This window comes from Sulfitobacter rhodophyticola, from assembly GCF_041281685.2.
GTDB lineage: Bacteria > Pseudomonadota > Alphaproteobacteria > Rhodobacterales > Rhodobacteraceae > Sulfitobacter.
In genome coordinates this window covers 1,934,322-1,949,614 of sequence record NZ_CP166251.2, presented here as the reverse complement: position 1 = coordinate 1,949,614, position 15,293 = coordinate 1,934,322, and the positions used below count along the sequence as shown (strand labels likewise).

Genomic DNA, 15,293 nt, shown 5'->3' with positions numbered 1-15,293 from the left:
TTCCCTATTGGTCGTGTTGCGGCAGGTTGTCCGCGATTTCGTAGTAGTCGCCCTTGTCGGCGACGAAGATGTGCTTTTCGGTGGTGATGCCGGTGGCCCCGTCAAGGGTGCCGGACATGATGGAGGTGGCGCCGTTGTCGTCCGCGTGCCGCCAAAAGAGGGATGATCCGCAGGTGGCGCAGAAGCCGCGCTGGGCCTGGGGGGAGGATTGATACCAGCGCAGGGTGTCGTCCTTGGTGAGGGTGAGTTGGTCCGGGCCGACTTGGGTGGCGGAGACGTGGTGGCCGCTGGTCTTGCGGCATTGCAGGCAGTGGCAGGCGACGGAGTCGCGCAAGGGGCCGGTGAGGGTGTAGGTGACGCCCCCGCAGAGGCAGCTTCCGGTGTGCATGGTCAAACCCTTCCCGGTGTGGTCGTGACGCCCAGAAGGACGCCGTAGATGACGAAGCATGCGCCCATCAGGCGGCGGAACCAGGCGTTGAAGACCGCGCCAAGTGCTGCGCGGCCGATGCCGGCACCCAGGGCGGTGAAGCCTGTGTAGCTGAGGAAGGTGAGCGTGAGGGCGGTGGGGATGATGATTGCCATCTGGTCCCAGATTGGCACGTCAGGCTGGACGAATTGCGAAAAGGCGGCGAGGTAGCCTGCAATGGATTTGGGGTTGATCACGGCGATGGCAAGCGCGTGGAGGTAGATGGAGCGCGCGGGTCGTTCCTCCACCGCGGGGGGTGTCTTTGCCCGCAGGATGGTGCGGATGCCGAGGTAGATCAGGACCGCTGCGCCGACGTATTTCGCCACCGTGAAGGCGGCGGGGGAGGCTGCGATAAGCGCGGTGATGCCCAGCGCGGAGAGGATGAGGAAGAGTGTGGCCTGCGTCAGGATTGCCCCGACGCCGATCATCGCGCGTCCGAACGGCAGGTGCATGCCGTTGGTGATGCAATTGACAGCGTTTGGGCCGGGTGTGGTGACGAAGACCACCCAGAACAGCGCGAATATGGTCCATGCCTCGAAGCTCATGCCATCCCCCCCTTAATACACCGGCGGCGCGATGACCCAGATCGCCACGGCGGGATCGGGATGCGGGTTGGACCAGCGAAACGCCTCGCCGCGGATGCGGAAGCTGTCGCCGGGGTTCAGGTGGTGCGTGTGGCCCGCGATTTCGATGTCGAGTTTGCCGGAGAGGATGTAGCCGACTTCCTGCGTTGGGCGGCTGACGGGGGCCTTGATGCGGCTGTGGGGTTGGAAGGTGGAATGGACCATCTCAAAGTCGTCGGTGAGGTCGGGGGAGAGCAACTCCTCCACCAGCCCTTTGATGTTGCTGCCGATGGGGCGGCGGGCGTCCTTGCGGACGATATATCCGGCCTCGTGCGCGGGGGCCGCGCCGTGGCGGAAGAGCATGGAGACCGACACATCGAGGCAGGCCGCGATGGCGCGCAGGTCGGTGATGCCCGGTTCGGAAATGTCGCGTTCCACCTGAGAGAGCCAACCAACGGAACAGTCCAGCGCATCGGCCATTTGCGCCAGCGTCAGCCCCCTGCCCTTGCGTAACGCCCGCAGGTCAGCACCGAGGCTGTGTGGCGTATCGGGGCGGCTGTGCTGCATGCGATTCCCTGTGAAATTTTCTGCTGCTTTTTCATGTCTGGCAGAGCTGAATGAAAAAATCTACAGAAATTTCACGCTGCAGGTGCGAAGGTCAGCAGGTGGAAAAGGTCGTCTTGAGGATCGCGGCAAGCGCCTCTGCATCCTTGCGGGTGAAGGCGTCGGGTTGATCGCTGTCGATGTCGAACACGGCCAGCAGGTCGCCCGCGCCGTTCCAGACGGGCAGTACCAGTTCGGATCGGGTGGACGATGCGCAGGCGATGTGGCCCGGGAAAGCGTCAACATCCGGGACCAGTTGCGTTTCCTCCGTCCGCGCCGCAGCACCACAGACCCCGCGGGAGAATGGAATGGTCAGGCAGCCGTGGCCGCCCTGATAGGGGCCGATCTTGAGCATTTCAGGGCTGGTCACGCGGTAGAACCCGGTCCAGTCGAACCGGGCGTCGGCGTGGTGCACTTCGCAAGCGACCGTGGCCATCAGCGCGATGGGGTCATCCTCTCCCTCGGTCAGGGAGCGGATGGTCTTGGCGAGGGTGGGGTATGAAACCTGCATGGACGGCACCTGTGGGAGATTGCGGAGAAGGGGCCAAGGCCCCTTGTCGGTATTTTTGGCCAAAAAGAGCGGGGGCGTGGCGCGCAGGGGTCAGGTGGGCGTCCGCATCAGGGCCGTTCGATGGCGATGGCCGTGCCTTCACCGCCGCCGATGCAGATCGCCGCGATGCCGCGTTTGAGGTTGTGGCGTTCCAGCGCGTTCAGCAGTGTGACCATGATGCGGGCCCCGGACGCGCCGATGGGATGGCCCAGTGCGCAGGCCCCGCCGTTCACGTTCACCTGATCGTGGGACAGGCCCATTTCGTGCATGAAGGCGAGCGGGACAACCGCGAAGGCTTCGTTCACTTCCCACAGATCGACATCGGCCTTGTCCCAACCGAGGTGCGCCAGCAGCTTTTGCGCCGCCGGAACGGGGGCGGTGGTGAAAAGCCCCGGCGCCTGCGCATGGCTGGCATGGCCCATGATGCGGGCGCGGATGTTGAGGCCACTGGCCTTGGCGTGGTCTTCGCTGCCCAGCACGAGGGCCGCAGCGCCGTCGGAGATTGAAGAACTGTTGGCCGCCGTCACGGTGCCGCCGTCGCGGAAGGCGGGTTTGAGTTGGGGGATCTTGTCGGGCCGCGCGCTGGCGGGTTGTTCGTCAGCGCTGATCGTGGTGGTGCCTTTGCGGGTCGTCATCTTGACCGGTGTGATCTCCCCCTCGAAGCTGCCGTTTTCCTGCGCTTGCAGCGCGCGGGACAGCGAGGCGAGGGCATAGTCGTCCTGCCGTTCGCGGGTGAACTGGAAGGTTTCGGCGCAATCTTCAGCGAAAGTGCCCATCAGGCGGCCCTTGTCGTAGGCGTCTTCAAGCCCATCGAGGAACATGTGATCCACGACCGTTGCATGGCCCAGACGCGCACCGCCGCGCATCTTGGGCAGGACGTAGGGCGCGTTGGTCATGCTTTCCATGCCGCCCGCGATCATCACGTCCGTCTGGCCCAGCGCGATCTGATCAAAGGCGATCATTGCCGCCTTCATGCCGGAGCCGCACATCTTGTTCAGGGTGGTGGCGGGCACCGTTTCATCGAGACCCGCGTGGAAACCTGCCTGACGGGCGGGGGCCTGTCCCTGTCCGGCGGGCAGCACGCACCCCATCAGCACTTCCTGCACTTGCGGCGCGCCACTGTCGGCGATGGCGGCGGCCATGGCATGACCGCCCAGTTCCGCCGCGCTCAGGTCGGAGAACGCGCCCTGAAACCCTCCCATCGCTGTGCGTGAAGCCCCTGAAATGACGACATTGCGCATGGCTGTCTCCCTCGTGGTGTCTTGATCATCGAATGGTAAGCCTTTGGCGGTAAGCCGGACAAAACCATATCAGTCAGGTGAATATGTATGAAGATTTCGACCAGAACAGAAGGGGACATCTGCATTGTCCGTGTCGAGGAGGCGCGGATCGATGCATCCGCCGCGCTTGCGTTCAAGGAAGGGGTCAGGGAGGCCACACAGGATGCCACGGCCACTGTCATCCTTGATCTGCGGGATGTCATGTTCATCGATTCCAGCGGATTGGGGGCGATTGTCGCCACGCTGAAGTACCTGTCGCCAGACCGCACGCTGGTGCTGGCAGGCCTGACGCCGCCGGTGCGGCGGGTGTTTGAACTGACGCGGATGGACAGTGTCATGGCGTTGTTCGAGACGGTGGATGACGCGCTGGGCAGATGCCGTGCCTGAACACCAGGACAGCACGCCCTGTCCCATGTGTTGCCCCCAGCCGATGCTGGAGCCGGTCGAGTTGCGCGTGATCGATTCCGAAGAGGGTGTGCGCGATGCGCTGGCGCGGTTGCTGGCAGCACTTGGGCCGCTTGGCCTTGGGATCGAGGAACGCGGTCTGGTGGAACTGGTGCTGGCAGAAGCGTTGAACAACATCATCGAACACGCCTATCCGGCGGAGGGGCCTGTTGGCACGATCCGCGTTCTTTTGCGCCTGTGCTGCCGTGGCTTGCATGTCAGGATCATCGACGACGGGGTGCCGATGCCGGGTGGCAGGGTGCCACCGGGCCTGCCCCAGGATGTCAGCGTGGGTGTGGCGGGCTTGCCGGAGGGGGGATTTGGCTGGTTCCTGATCCGCGATCTGGCCAAGGATGTCGCCTACAGGCGCCTGGCCGGGCGCAACCAGCTTGATCTGCGCCTTGCGGTTGCATTGCCCCGGAATCATTAACTTATTTGTGGAATGGCCGAGGGTTTTGCCGCATTTGCGCCGCCAAATATCCAACAAGGGCCGCGAATTGATCACAATTGCGCCGCCTTTCGTGGCGATACAGGACCGGTAGCTGCATATGGCTTCCCTCGGCGCTGCGTTTTATAGCCCCCACCCAGTGCGTAGCGTCGAGGCACTTCCTTTTCCGATTGGCTCTTCCGCGCCGCCGCTCTAGGTATGCCGCGAAGCAATCAGGAGAGGCCAATGCGCGATTTTCACCTTCCCGGACGTTCCCCCGTTTTGGCCACCCAAGGCATGTGCGCGACGTCGCATCCGCTGGCTGCGCAGACGGCGGTTGATATTCTGTCGCGTGGTGGGAATGCCATGGATGCCGCGATTGCGGGGGCTGTGCTTCTGGGGATTTGCGAGCCGCAGATGACCGGGATCGGGGGGGATTGTTTCGTGCTTTATACCCGGCCCGGTGATGATCAGATTTTCGCGCTGAACGGGTCGGGCCGTGCGCCTGCAGGGCTGGATGCGGCGATGTTGCGCGCCGATGGTGTGGATGTTGTACCACCCTACGGGGCCCATGCGGTGACCCTGCCGGGCGCGATGGATGCGTTTTGTCATTTGTCGGAGACCGAGGGTAAGCTGGGGCTGGATGTGCTGTTGGCACCGACGATCCATTATGCGGAAGCCGGCGTGCCGGTGGCACCGCGCGTCGCGTTCGACTGGGCGCGGGAGACGGAGAAGCTGCAGGGTGCGGCGCGGGATGCCTATCTGGTGGGCGGCCGGGCGCCGGAGATCGGAAAGATTTTTCGCGCGCCGGGTCAGGCGGAGGTGCTGAGGCGCGTGGCCAAGGACGGGCGCAAGGCGTTTTACGAGGGCGAGGTGGTGGAGGACATGCTGGCTTGCCTGAACGGGCTTGGCGGGGTGCACACGGCGGAGGATTTCGCATCTGTCGCGGCGACGCCGAGTACGCCGATCCACGGGACATACAAGGATCTGGAGGTGGTGGAGCATCCGCCCAATGGCCATGGCGCGACTGCCTTGCTGATGCTGAACATCCTGTCGCATTTCGATGTGGCCGACATGGACGCCTTTGGTGCGCAGCGCGTGCATATCGAGGCCGAAGCCGCAAAGCTGGCCTATGACGCGCGCAACCGGTTCCTGTCGGACCTCGATCACATGAGCCGACTGGAGCATATGCTGGCACCCGAGACGGCGGCTGGGCTGGCAGCGCTGATTGATCCCAAACGCGCCATGGCTTCGCCTGCGGCAGTGTCCGAGCAGGTGCACAAGGATACGATTTACATCACTGTCGTCGACAAGGACGGGATGGCGGTGTCGCTGATCTATTCGATCTTTCACGGCTTCGGGTCGGGGATTGCGTCGGACAAGTTCGGCATCCTGCTGCAGAACCGGGGCGCGGGATTCACCCTGGAGGAAGGTCATCCCAATGAGTTGAAGGGCGGCAAGCGGCCGCTGCACACGATCATCCCCGGCATGATCCGCGAGGCGGATGGGGCGTTGATGCCCTTTGGCGTGATGGGCGGGCAGTACCAGCCGACGGGGCATGCAAGGCTGGCGTCGAACCTGGCCGACTTCGGTATGGACCTGCAGACCGCACTGGATGCGCCACGGGCGTTTTCCGACAATGGCGTGCTGAAGGTCGAGCGGGGGTACAGCGACGCCGTGCGCGCGACCTTGGGCGATATGGGTCATACCGTAGAAATCCCCGAGACCGCCATCGGCGGCGCGCAGGCGATCCGGCGGCGGCCGGATGGGGTGCTGGAAGGAGCGTCTGATCCGCGCAAGGACGGGTGCGCCCTGGGATATTGACGGGCGGTCCGGTGCCTTGCCGCAGCCGACGCGCGCGTGGGGTGTGTCGCACTACGGTATATAGAGCCAAAAAGAGGGGGCGGCGGCGCGCTTGGGAGATCAGGTGTCGTGTGCGGGCGCGGACCGGGTCAGTTCAGCTGAAAATGCAGGGGGTATGAGCCATCTGTGAAGGGGCCGAATAGGTCGGGGATGTCGGGATGATCCACAGGTTCACCGGAATAATCCGCGATCAGGTTTTGTTCCGACACATAGGCCACATAGTAGCTTTGATCGTTTTCAGCGAGCAGGTGATAGAACGGCTGATCCTTGATGGGGCGGTTTTCTTCGGGGATCGCCTCGTACCATTCCTCGGTGTTGGCAAATTCCGGATCCACGTCAAAAATCACCCCTCGAAAGGGATGCTTCTTGTGACGGACAATCTGCCCAAGGTGGTATTTCGCACAACTACGTATCATTACAACAAAAGCCCCTACCTTTCACTTGTACGCTTTTCAAGCGGGTTTTGTCCAATAATCCCGATGTAATCGAGAGGAAACAGTCTGTTGACCCTAGCTTTGACCGTACTGGAAATCGTGGCCCCGGTGTTCATTCTGGCCGCGATTGGATTCACTTGGGTGAAGGTCGGCATTGAATACCGGATCAACTTTGTCACGCAGATGGCCATGACCCTTGCGGTGCCGTGTTTGATCTTTGTTTCCTTGATGCGAACGCAGATCGAACCAGCGGCGCTGACGTCGCTGACGCTGGCCAGCATGGCGGCCTATGGGGCGCTGTCGGTGGTGATCATCGCGCTTGTGTGGGCGCTGCGGCTGAACCGTCAGACCTTTGCCGCGCCGTTGATTTTTGGCAACACCGGCAACCTGGGCCTGCCGCTGGCGCTTTTTGCCTTCGGCGACGTGGGGCTGGATTATGCCGTGGTCGTGTTTGCCATCATGGCGATCTGGTCGTTTACTTTCGGGATCTGGCTGGTCGCCGGGGCCGGATCGCTGGGCAAGGTGCTGCGCGAACCCTTGGTGGGCGCGACATTGCTGGGGGCGTTGTTCCTGTGGCAGGGCTGGCAGACACCGACGTTTCTCACCAACGCGCTGGAACTGGTGGGGCAGATGGCGATCCCCTTGATGCTGATCACGCTGGGGGTTGCGGTGGCCCGGCTGACGCCCGGCGGCGTGGGCCGCGCGATTGCCCTGTCGGCAGTGAAGCTGGCGGTTTGCGTCGGCATCGCCTGGGGCGTGGGTCTGTGGTTTGATCTGGACCCAACAGCCTTTGGCGTGCTGGTTCTGCAGGTGGCGACGCCGGTGGCGGTCACCTCCTACATGCTGGCGGAGAAATACGGGGCGGATGCACAATCCGTTGCGGGGCTGGTCGTGGTTTCCACGCTGATGGCAATCGGCGCCCTGCCGCTGCTGCTGGCGGTATTGCTTTGAAATTTGGTTGGAAATACGCGCCCGGATAGGTTAATCTGCCGCAAAATAAAAAACGAAAGCGAGAGGCAGATGAGCAAAACTCTTCGCGCGTTGATAGTTGTGTTGTTGGTCGCATCCTGCGGCGGGGGGCAATCATCCGCCCCGCGGGATCTGGACAACGCCTGCGCAATTCTCAAACAGCGCCCCGGTTATTTGAAAGCATTCCGCGCCACCGAAAGACGGTGGGGCGTGCCCGTGCATGTGCAGATGGCGACGATCTATCAGGAAAGCAAGTTCGTGCCCGACGCCCGCACGCCGTTCCGCTACACGCTGGGCGTGATCCCCATGGGGCGGCAATCCAGTGCGTTCGGCTATTCCCAGGCGCTGGATGCGACGTGGGATGAATACCGCAAGGCCGAAGGCGGTTTTGGCGCCCGCCGCGACCGCATCAGGGATGCGACGGATTTCATGGGCTGGTACATGAACCAGAGCCGGGATCGCAACGGCATCCCCCTGTCGGACGCCCGCAATCAGTACCTGGCCTATCACGAGGGCCACACCGGGTATTCACGCGGCAGCTACAACAACAAGAGCTGGCTGATGCGTGTGTCGCAGGAAGTGGCGAACCGGTCGGTGATGTACGAACAGCAGTTGGGGGCGTGCCGGGTCCGGATTTAGGACGTCGCGTCAGCCCCCCGGAATGCCCAACAATCGCCTTGAAAGCCCACTAAACCTAAAGGCGATTGTTGGAGAGGCTTGATGACACCATTTTTGCTGGCAATGTTGGTCGCCGGTAGCGCCGGGATGGCGCTTATGATGGATTTTTCCTCGGACGGGGAGGATGCCGTCACCGATGAGGATCTGACCGAAGACCCCGATCTGCCGGAGGACCCGGAGGATGCACTGGACCTTGGTGCGTCAGTTGTGGAGTTGGAAGACGGGAGGATCGAGGTTGAACTGGGCGAGGATGAGACGGGAGAGTTGGTCGCTATCGTTCACCAGGAGGATCAGTACTACAACGGTTATGAAACAGCCCTGACCCTGCTCCTTTTGCCGGAAGGTACTGAGTTGCCAGCGTCGGGAGTTGATCTGCCGGAGTATGCAACCACAGACGTGAACGGGGAGCCGTTTGAGCAACTCTATCCGGGCATTTGGGAACCTGCCGATATTGCCGGATACTATGGCGGGTCCGTGCTGGGAAGCTGGGATCTGGGCGGTGTCTCTGAAAGCGGATCGAACAGCCAGAACGGGTCAGGTGCGCCGAGCTACAACAGCGACCGGGTTGAGCTTGAATTTGTCAGCGAAGAACCGATTTCAGCAGTTTATGTTAATGGTGAAAGCGGGAATGGGCTGGGCTATTATCCGTTCCATCTTGAGCCGGACCTGAGCAGGCTTGAAGGGACGGGGATTGTCCGCGGGACGGATGCGGATGAAACGCTGACCCCTGCCGATGTAAGCTATGTCGATGGGCGCGGTGGCGATGATTACATCGAGGCGCCCGGCGCGGTCATCGAAGGTGGCGACGGGGATGATACGATCATCGGCTCAGACTCATCGCTCATTACCGGCGAGGCGGGCGAAGATCTTGTGATCATTGAGGGCCCCAACACAAACGCATGGGGTGGGTCCGGGAATGACACGCTGATCGGGGCCGGTGGCGTTAATATGGACCTCTACGGCGACGACGGCGATGACACCTTGATTGCGCTTGCAGACATTGGCCTTTCCGGGGACCAGTATTCCAGTATCGCTGGTGCAGTACAGGGACTTAGCGGTGCGGACACTTTCATGGTTTCGGATCAGGGCGTGGGAGACACGGCGTCTGACGCGCCTGTGCGGCTTTCGACGATCAAGAATTTCAACAGCAGCACTGATCAACTCACCATCCTGACCCGTGACGGGGACGTACCTGTCTCTGTGACCTATGAGGATGATTATCGATACGGTGACACCAATTATCCGACCCACAGGGGCGGCCACCTGATCCTGACCTACGCGAATGGGTCAGTCGGGCTGATCAAGATGGCCGAAGTCGACCCCGCCACGATCACCTTCCGCGATGTGGACGAGGTTCTGGACGATTATCCCATCGACGTGCCGCTGCCTTCCGTTATCTGATCAGCGGTTCACGCCCGGGGTGCCCACGTCGAACAGGCTGTTGGGCAGGGTGCCGCCCGTTTGCAGATCGCCCAGCACCACGGTGGTCTGGCTGCCGTTGCCGTCATTGATGATCCACTGGCGCAGTTCCACGGGGTTGCCGGTGAATTTCATCTGGATGTTGCCGTATTGGGCATTCTCGGGGTCTTGTGCGGTGACGATGGTTGCGGTGCCGTCATAATCATGCCCCGTGACCATGCGCGCCTGACCCAGATCGACATTGCGCGCCAGGATGATCGACAGGGGTGTGCGGCTGAGCGGGTAGGTTTCGGCGGGCTGGTTGGATTTCTTGTCAAATATCACGACCGTGTTGGAACCCGCCACCACAAGTGCGGATTCCGGCGGGTTGTATTCGAACCGGACCTTGCCGGGGCGCTTGATATAGATGGTGCCCGTGCTGATGGAGCCGTCATCGTTGATCTGGGTAAACTCCCCCTGCGCGGTTTGCAGCTTGTTGAGGTAGCCGGAAATGTCGCCAAGCGGCAGCTTTTGCGCCGCCGCCGCCAGCGGCAGTGCGAGGGTGAGGCCCGCGGTCAGGATCAGGGTGGAGATGAAACGCATACTCGTCTTCCTTTTGTTTGGAACAGACATAGGGCGTGTGGCGATGTTATGCGATAACGGACTGCGGATTTCTGCTTAGCCGGCCGGGCTTGCGTGCAGGCCAGGATCCAGGGGTGGCCGCGCTGCCATGTCCCGATATTCACAAGCATTTCACGATTTGCCTGAAAACGTGCTTTTATGCCCGCAGGGTGACAGCGAAGGGGGGACCACAAGATGACCAAGATTTCGAAAAAGGCCTATGAAGCTGAACTGGCCCGGCTGCAGATTGAACTGGTGAAACTGCAGGAATGGGTCAAGGAGACCGGCCACCGGGTCGCGATTGTCTTTGAGGGAAGAGATGCGGCGGGCAAGGGCGGCACGATTAAGCGCATCACGGAGGCGATGAACCCGCGCATCTGTCATGTTGTCGCACTGCCTGCGCCCACGGAGCGGGAAAAGTCGCAGTGGTATTTCCAGAGGTATGTTTCGCACCTGCCGGCAGCGGGAGAGATCGTCATCTTTGACCGCTCCTGGTACAACCGTGCCGGGGTCGAACGGGTGATGGGGTTCTGTACAGATCAGGAATACAAGGAATTCATGCGCAGTTGCCCGGAATTCGAACGGATGCTTGTCCGGTCCGGCATTCAGCTGATCAAGTATTGGTTTTCAGTCAGCGACGAGGAACAGGAACGGCGGTTCCAAAAACGGCTGACCGACCCGACAAAGCAGTGGAAGCTGAGCCCGATGGACCTGGAGAGCCGAAAGCGCTGGGTGGATTATTCCAAGGCCAAGGACGACATGTTTGCGCATACCGACATCAAGCAGGCACCGTGGTACGTGGTGGAATCGGATGTGAAAAAGCATGCGAGACTAAACTGCATCAGTCATCTGTTGTCCCTTATCCCCTATGAAGAGGTCGCCCATTCGCGCGTCGTGCTTGAAGAGCGCCCTCAGCAGCGGGGATATGTCAGGCCGCCGATGGACGATCAGACCTTCGTACCGGAAGTTCATGTGAAGCTTTGATGGGGTTTGCCGGGTTCGGGGCGGGAAAGTGTCCGTCCACATCAGTCCGCGTTTCGGGGTGTTGACCCGTATCGACGCCCGCAGGGGTCCGTTGATTGACCTGCGGCCTAAGCGGCTGCAGTAATGATCGGGATTGGATGAGGGTATCACCCGCATGGACCATGCCGCATTTTTCATAACGCTTGGGGTTCTCTTTCTGGTTGGTCTGGTGGCCGATACATTGGGTAGGCTGACCCGCCTGCCCCGTGTGACATTGCTTTTGCTGCTTGGGCTGTTGGCCGGAAATGCGGGTTTTGACCTGATCCCGGATGCGGCCACCCAATGGTTTGACGAATTGTCGAACATCGCGCTGACGATGGTGGCGTTTCTGCTGGGCGGTTCGCTGTCCGGAAAGAACCTGCGAAAACATGGGCGCCCCATTTTCACGATCTCGCTTGCCATCGCCGTCTGCACGGTGGTGATGGTCACCCTGGGGCTTGTGGCGATTGGGCTGGCACCCGGTCTTGCGCTGTTGCTTGGGGCGGTGGCCACGGCGACGGCTCCTGCGGCGATGACGGATGTCATCCGCCAATCGGGCGTCCGCAATGATTTCACCCGTACCCTGAAGGGGATCGTGGCCGTAGACGATGCCTGGGGACTGATCATTTTCAGCGTCGCGCTGGTGCTGGCGGGTCAATCGGATGGCTGGGATGGGGTTTTGACCGGTGCGCTTCGGGATCTGGGCGGTGCGGTCGTGCTTGGGTGCCTTATCGGGTTTCCGGCGGCCTTCCTGACCGGGCGGCTGCAACAGGGTGAACCGATGCAGGCCGAAGCGATGGGGATCGTGTTTCTGTCGTCCGGTCTGGCGCTGTGGCTGGAGGTATCATTTCTGATCACAGGCATGACAGTGGGCGCGATTGTGGCCAATTTCGCGCGGCACCATTCCAGAGCATTTCACGAGATCGAGCACATCCAGTGGCCGTTCATGATCCTGTTCTTTCTGCTTGCCGGGGCCTTGCTGGAGGTTGAGGCGATCTTGCTGCTGGGATGGTCCGGTGTTCTTTTCCTGTTGATGCGGATACTGGGGCGCATCGCGGGCGGTCTGATCGGTGCGCGGCTTGGCAGGGTTCCGCCACAGGAAGCGGCCTTGTACGGCCCTGCCCTGCTGCCGCAAGCGGGCATTGCCGTGGGCATGGCCCTTGTCGCGAGTGAGCAATTCCCCGATTGGGGGCGATCCATCATGGCCTTCACCATTGCCAGCACGGTTGTGTTCGAAGCCATCGGGCCGCCGATCACGCTTTATGCAATCCGGCGCACGGGGGGTGACAGCGGAGGAGCCTGAAAGGCCTCCCCGGTGATTTGAATAGGATTGGTTGTCCTGATTGGTGCTAGCGCACCACGTAGACGGACATCGGGGCGTGCGATGCGACATAGCCCGCGTTGGAGGAGAGGATGTGATCCTTGATCCCCGGGATGTGGCTTGCCATCACGATCAGATCGCAGTCAGCCTCTTTCGCCGCCTTGATGATGTCGGAGCCCACGTTCAGATGCAGGTCGCTGCGCAGTGCCACCACATCGGTGGTTTGGACCCCGTGTTCTGCGGATTGCTTTGCGGCAAAGTGCTTGAGCCGATCTGCCATGCGTTCCCCTTCGGTCCGCGCGGACATGGTCGGGACCGCATCGACCACGTCGACATAGACGATCGAGGCACCGCTTTGTTTGGCGGTGCGCCCTGCCAGGTCAAGTGCCTTTGTCAGATGATCCGCATTGTCCAGATCGACGGGTACGAGAATTTTCGAGTACATGTGGCTTCCTCCTCCACCTGTCCCGAACGGTAACGATCAACGCGCGGGGCGCATTGATCTTTGTCAAAGGGGTATCGGCGGTGCGCCTGATCAGACCCGGAGCCCCGACCCAGCTGGTGCGCGGATCGGGAAAGGGTCAGCGGTGCGCCCCCCTATCAGGCGGCAAAGCCGAGCTTGGTCACGTGGATCTCAAACGTCGGGTGCATGTCGGCCCCCACCACGTTTTCCTTGTGGTGACGATAGATCGAGCGCCAGTAGGGTTGGACGACCACCCCTTCGTCCTGCATGATCTTTTGCAGTTTGGCCATGACTTCGCGGCGTTGATCCGCGTCCGCGATGGCCATTGCATCGGCCAGCAGCGCATCGAATTCATCATTTGCGAAGGCGGATTCGTTCCATGGCTCGCCCGACCGGTAGGCCAGCGCCAGCACCTGCACCCCCAGTGGGCGCTGCGCCCAGTCGGTGCTTGAGTAGGGGTATTTCGCCCAGTCGTTCCAGAATGTCGCTCCGGGCAGCACCGTGCGCCTGACGGGGATCCCTGCATCCCGCAGCATCGCGGCGGCGGCATCGGTGGTGTCCTTGCGCCACGTGTCGTCGATCGAGATCAGTTCGTGTTCATAGTCGGCCATGCCTGCCTCCTCCAGCAGGGCCACGGCCCCGGCAGGATCGAAGGTGGGCGGGGGCAGTTCGGCGTATTCGGGATGAATGGGAGAAACATGGTGGTTTTCGGCCACACGCCCGTTTCCGGAGAACCCCAGTTCAAGCAGGACATTGTTGTCGATGGCCATGGCAAGTGCCCGGCGCACCTTTGCGTCCGCATAGGGTTTCTTGCCATCCACTTCGGCAATCTGATTGGGGCGGATCACAACGGTGTTGGCAGTGACGGCCTCCGACTTGCTCCACCCGATGGCGTCCAGCAGCAGGATGAAATCACCGATGGATTCGTAGACCATGTCGACTTCATCCGCGTCCACCGCCGCCACGATGGAGGATTGGTCCGTGCCGTAGTCGATGTATTCGATCCGGTCGAGGTATGCCCCTTCGCCCCACCACGTATGGTCCGGGTTCCGCTCCAACACGGCGCGCACGCTTACTTCGAATTCGCCGGGCAGGTAGGGGCCGGTGCCGATGGGGTTGTCCAGCGGATCACCGTTAAAGCTTTGATGCACGATGGCCGCGGGATAGTCGGAGAAGCCGGCGATCAGGGTGATGTCGGGCTGGCCCAGCGCCAGCCGCACGGTTGCATCATCCACAACCGTGATGGCCCCGTCGCGGGCCAGACCGGTGTCGGCATCCACCAAGGAGCCCATCCGTGAGGCCATCGAATTGCCTTCGACCCCGGATTCGCACCAGCGGGAGATGTTGAAGGCGACGTCTTGTGCGGTGAAGGCATCGCCGTTGTTCCAGGTCACGCCGGGGCGGACCTTGAGGGTGTATTCGGTCGCGTCGTCGTTGACTTCCCAGCTTTCCAGAAGCATCGGTTTGAAGCTGCCGTCGATCTGGTATTCCACCAGGTATTCCAGATAGCCGCGGGTGTAGTTCGACATCTGTGGCCAGTCATAGGTGCGGGGGTCTTTCAGTGCCTTGATGGTGGATTCGATGCGCAGGGTGCCGCCGGATTGCGCGTGGGCCGCGGCCTGAACCGGCGCGGCAAGCCCCAACATCCCGTAGGCCGCCGCCGCAGAGACCCCGAGCGAGGTCGCACGGGTCAGGAATTCGCGGCGCGACATGGTGCCTGCGGTGACTTCATCGGCGTAGGCCAGAGCGGCGGGGTGATTGTAGTTGGAAAACGTCATGGAAACCTCGTGGGTTCGTTTGGAAATGCAGGGGCGCCTCACCTTGGAGGGTTGAAAAGCGGCCCAGAGCACGGTCACCGCGCCCATTGGTCTTTGAGGGGCACATGGCCCGAAAACGACAAGATAGACGAAATACGACATAGGTCAAAATTCAACCCGGTCGCGCCAACCCGGCAAGGTTGTTCTGATTGTCAGCAAGGGGCCGTGGCCCCACGCGTTTGGGGGCCTTAAAACGCTGCGGACTTGCCGTTTGCTGACGTGTGAACCCCCTCCGCCGCCGCCTTTTGCGATGGCCCATCCAGTGCCCCAAATTTTTTTTGAACCGTTGCGGAAGGCGGCGCGACCAAGGGCATCTCGTTGATCGCAGGTGCGGTGACCAAAGGTTGAAAACCGCAAGGCACACACCGATCGGGCGGCGGGGGAAACGATATTG

17 protein-coding genes are annotated in these 15,293 nt (G+C 61.6%); 8 read left to right on the top strand and 9 right to left on the bottom strand.

Annotated elements, in window-relative coordinates; genetic code table 11:
- Nucleotides 1-4 precede the first annotated feature (4 nt).
- The 5 genes from AB4X18_RS10660 to AB4X18_RS10640 all read right to left on the bottom strand — a co-directional run bounded on the left by AB4X18_RS10660 (nt 5) and on the right by AB4X18_RS10640 (nt 3,423).
- Nucleotides 5-388, bottom strand: coding sequence for a GFA family protein (locus tag AB4X18_RS10660; RefSeq protein WP_370400061.1), 384 nt, complete (start codon nt 386-388; stop codon nt 5-7).
- A gap of 2 nt (nt 389-390) precedes the next feature.
- Nucleotides 391-1,011: a LysE family translocator gene (locus tag AB4X18_RS10655; protein WP_432817386.1), complete on the bottom strand. Its 621-nt coding sequence runs from the start codon at nt 1,009-1,011 to the stop codon at nt 391-393.
- Nucleotides 1,012-1,023: 12 nt separating this feature from the next.
- Nucleotides 1,024-1,596 carry a helix-turn-helix domain-containing protein gene (locus tag AB4X18_RS10650; RefSeq protein WP_370400059.1) on the bottom strand — a complete coding sequence of 191 codons (573 nt, stop codon included), beginning with the start codon at nt 1,594-1,596 and terminating at the stop codon, nt 1,024-1,026.
- A gap of 91 nt (nt 1,597-1,687) precedes the next feature.
- A complete protein-coding gene (locus AB4X18_RS10645) occupies nt 1,688-2,143 on the bottom strand; it encodes a GAF domain-containing protein (RefSeq protein WP_370400058.1) in 456 nt (151 codons plus the stop codon).
- Between the two features lie 107 nt (nt 2,144-2,250).
- On the bottom strand, nt 2,251-3,423 hold the full coding sequence (locus AB4X18_RS10640; protein ID WP_370400057.1) for a thiolase family protein: 1,173 nt from the start codon (nt 3,421-3,423) through the stop codon (nt 2,251-2,253).
- An 87-nt stretch (nt 3,424-3,510) separates the two neighbouring features.
- Here AB4X18_RS10640 and AB4X18_RS10635 point away from each other — a divergent pair, with 87 nt between their 5' ends.
- The 3 genes from AB4X18_RS10635 (at nt 3,511) to AB4X18_RS10625 (ending at nt 6,157) form a co-directional block, all read left to right on the top strand.
- Complete coding sequence (locus AB4X18_RS10635; RefSeq protein ID WP_370400056.1) at nt 3,511-3,849, top strand: STAS domain-containing protein; 339 nt, start codon at nt 3,511-3,513, stop codon at nt 3,847-3,849.
- Nucleotides 3,821-4,336, top strand: a complete 516-nt coding sequence (locus AB4X18_RS10630; protein ID WP_432817385.1) for an ATP-binding protein — start codon at nt 3,821-3,823, stop codon at nt 4,334-4,336. Before AB4X18_RS10635 ends, AB4X18_RS10630 begins: the two co-directional genes overlap by 29 nt.
- A gap of 243 nt (nt 4,337-4,579) precedes the next feature.
- On the top strand, nt 4,580-6,157 hold the full coding sequence (locus AB4X18_RS10625) for a gamma-glutamyltransferase family protein (RefSeq protein ID WP_370400054.1): 1,578 nt from the start codon (nt 4,580-4,582) through the stop codon (nt 6,155-6,157).
- A 128-nt stretch (nt 6,158-6,285) separates the two neighbouring features.
- Here AB4X18_RS10625 and hspQ read toward each other — a convergent pair whose 3' ends face one another.
- A complete protein-coding gene (gene hspQ / locus AB4X18_RS10620) occupies nt 6,286-6,612 on the bottom strand; it encodes a heat shock protein HspQ (protein ID WP_299880609.1) in 327 nt (108 codons plus the stop codon).
- A gap of 87 nt (nt 6,613-6,699) precedes the next feature.
- Between hspQ and AB4X18_RS10615 the strand changes: the two genes are divergently transcribed.
- From AB4X18_RS10615 to AB4X18_RS10605, 3 genes are all read left to right on the top strand, one after another.
- Complete coding sequence (locus AB4X18_RS10615) at nt 6,700-7,581, top strand: AEC family transporter (RefSeq protein WP_370400053.1); 882 nt, start codon at nt 6,700-6,702, stop codon at nt 7,579-7,581.
- 69 nt (nt 7,582-7,650) lie between these two features.
- A complete protein-coding gene (locus AB4X18_RS10610; protein WP_370400052.1) occupies nt 7,651-8,238 on the top strand; it encodes a lytic transglycosylase in 588 nt (195 codons plus the stop codon).
- A gap of 81 nt (nt 8,239-8,319) precedes the next feature.
- Nucleotides 8,320-9,678, top strand: a complete 1,359-nt coding sequence (locus AB4X18_RS10605; protein WP_370400051.1) for a hypothetical protein — start codon at nt 8,320-8,322, stop codon at nt 9,676-9,678.
- On the opposite strand, the gene AB4X18_RS10600 is transcribed toward AB4X18_RS10605, so the two are convergent.
- Nucleotides 9,679-10,278 carry a LolA family protein gene (locus AB4X18_RS10600; RefSeq protein ID WP_370400050.1) on the bottom strand — a complete coding sequence of 200 codons (600 nt, stop codon included), beginning with the start codon at nt 10,276-10,278 and terminating at the stop codon, nt 9,679-9,681.
- A 213-nt stretch (nt 10,279-10,491) separates the two neighbouring features.
- Between AB4X18_RS10600 and ppk2 the strand changes: the two genes are divergently transcribed.
- Both ppk2 and AB4X18_RS10590 read left to right on the top strand, forming a co-directional pair.
- Entirely contained in the window at nt 10,492-11,280 is a 789-nt protein-coding gene (ppk2, locus tag AB4X18_RS10595; protein WP_370400049.1) for a polyphosphate kinase 2, read from the top strand.
- Between the two features lie 133 nt (nt 11,281-11,413).
- Nucleotides 11,414-12,601, top strand: a complete 1,188-nt coding sequence (locus tag AB4X18_RS10590) for a cation:proton antiporter (protein WP_432817384.1) — start codon at nt 11,414-11,416, stop codon at nt 12,599-12,601.
- Between the two features lie 46 nt (nt 12,602-12,647).
- Here AB4X18_RS10590 and AB4X18_RS10585 read toward each other — a convergent pair whose 3' ends face one another.
- Both AB4X18_RS10585 and AB4X18_RS10580 read right to left on the bottom strand, forming a co-directional pair.
- Nucleotides 12,648-13,064: a universal stress protein gene (locus tag AB4X18_RS10585; RefSeq protein WP_370400047.1), complete on the bottom strand. Its 417-nt coding sequence runs from the start codon at nt 13,062-13,064 to the stop codon at nt 12,648-12,650.
- A 155-nt stretch (nt 13,065-13,219) separates the two neighbouring features.
- Entirely contained in the window at nt 13,220-14,860 is a 1,641-nt protein-coding gene (locus AB4X18_RS10580) for an ABC transporter substrate-binding protein (protein ID WP_370400046.1), read from the bottom strand.
- Nucleotides 14,861-15,293 lie beyond the last annotated feature (433 nt).

Excerpts from the sequence above, each read along its gene's own strand:
- AB4X18_RS10660 (WP_370400061.1), bottom strand. The coding sequence starts at position 388 with ATGCACACCGGAAGCTGCCTCTGCGGGGGCGTCACCTACACCCTCACC.
- AB4X18_RS10655 (WP_432817386.1), bottom strand. The coding sequence starts at position 1,011 with ATGAGCTTCGAGGCATGGACCATATTCGCGCTGTTCTGGGTGGTCTTC.
- AB4X18_RS10650 (WP_370400059.1), bottom strand. The coding sequence starts at position 1,596 with ATGCAGCACAGCCGCCCCGATACGCCACACAGCCTCGGTGCTGACCTG.
- AB4X18_RS10645 (WP_370400058.1), bottom strand. The coding sequence starts at position 2,143 with ATGCAGGTTTCATACCCCACCCTCGCCAAGACCATCCGCTCCCTGACC.
- AB4X18_RS10640 (WP_370400057.1), bottom strand. The coding sequence starts at position 3,423 with ATGCGCAATGTCGTCATTTCAGGGGCTTCACGCACAGCGATGGGAGGG.
- AB4X18_RS10635 (WP_370400056.1), top strand. The coding sequence starts at position 3,511 with ATGAAGATTTCGACCAGAACAGAAGGGGACATCTGCATTGTCCGTGTC.
- AB4X18_RS10630 (WP_432817385.1), top strand. The coding sequence starts at position 3,821 with ATGACGCGCTGGGCAGATGCCGTGCCTGAACACCAGGACAGCACGCCC.
- AB4X18_RS10625 (WP_370400054.1), top strand. The coding sequence starts at position 4,580 with ATGCGCGATTTTCACCTTCCCGGACGTTCCCCCGTTTTGGCCACCCAA.
- hspQ (WP_299880609.1), bottom strand. The coding sequence starts at position 6,612 with ATGATACGTAGTTGTGCGAAATACCACCTTGGGCAGATTGTCCGTCAC.
- AB4X18_RS10610 (WP_370400052.1), top strand. The coding sequence starts at position 7,651 with ATGAGCAAAACTCTTCGCGCGTTGATAGTTGTGTTGTTGGTCGCATCC.
- AB4X18_RS10605 (WP_370400051.1), top strand. The coding sequence starts at position 8,320 with ATGACACCATTTTTGCTGGCAATGTTGGTCGCCGGTAGCGCCGGGATG.
- AB4X18_RS10600 (WP_370400050.1), bottom strand. The coding sequence starts at position 10,278 with ATGCGTTTCATCTCCACCCTGATCCTGACCGCGGGCCTCACCCTCGCA.
- ppk2 (WP_370400049.1), top strand. The coding sequence starts at position 10,492 with ATGACCAAGATTTCGAAAAAGGCCTATGAAGCTGAACTGGCCCGGCTG.
- AB4X18_RS10585 (WP_370400047.1), bottom strand. The coding sequence starts at position 13,064 with ATGTACTCGAAAATTCTCGTACCCGTCGATCTGGACAATGCGGATCAT.
- AB4X18_RS10580 (WP_370400046.1), bottom strand. The coding sequence starts at position 14,860 with ATGACGTTTTCCAACTACAATCACCCCGCCGCTCTGGCCTACGCCGAT.